The sequence below is a fragment of the Bradyrhizobium sp. 25ACV genome (genome assembly GCF_054863005.1).
The window spans coordinates 1-506 of the sequence record NZ_JAVAYO010000039.1 but is presented as its reverse complement, the minus strand read 5'-3'; the positions used below and the strand labels follow the sequence as shown (position 1 = coordinate 506).

Annotated in this window: 1 protein-coding gene; it reads left to right on the top strand. The window is 66.0% G+C overall.

Features of this window, described 5'->3' with window-relative positions:
- On the top strand, positions 1-506 hold a 506-nt coding region (locus RAD04_RS38465; protein WP_461627939.1), incomplete at both ends, for a response regulator.

Sequence of the window (506 nt, the reverse complement as noted above, 5' to 3'; positions counted from 1 at the left end):
AACGGCCGCTACATGGTGCAATACCGCGAGCAGCTGATGCCACTCGTTGCCATGGAAGGCGTCACCATCGCGAGCCAAGGCGCCCAGCCGATCCTGGTGTTCGCCGACGACGGCCGCTCCATGGGCCTCGTCGTCGACGAGATCATCGACATCGTCGAGGAACGGCTCAACATCGAGGTCGGCGGCTCCGCCTCCGGCATCCTCGGCTCGGCCGTGATCAAGGGCCAGGCCACCGAGGTGATCGACGTCGGCCACTTCCTCCCCATGGCGTTCGCCGACTGGTTCACCCGCAAGGAGATGAAGCCGTCGATGCACTCGCAGTCGGTGCTGCTGGTCGACGATTCAGCCTTCTTCCGCAACATGCTGGCGCCCGTCCTCAAGGCCGCCGGCTACCGCGTCCGCACCGCACCGACCGCGCAGGAGGGCTTAGCGGCACTGCGCGCCCAGAGCTTCGACGTGGTCCTGACCGACATCGAGATGCCCGACATGAACGGGTTCGAGTTCGC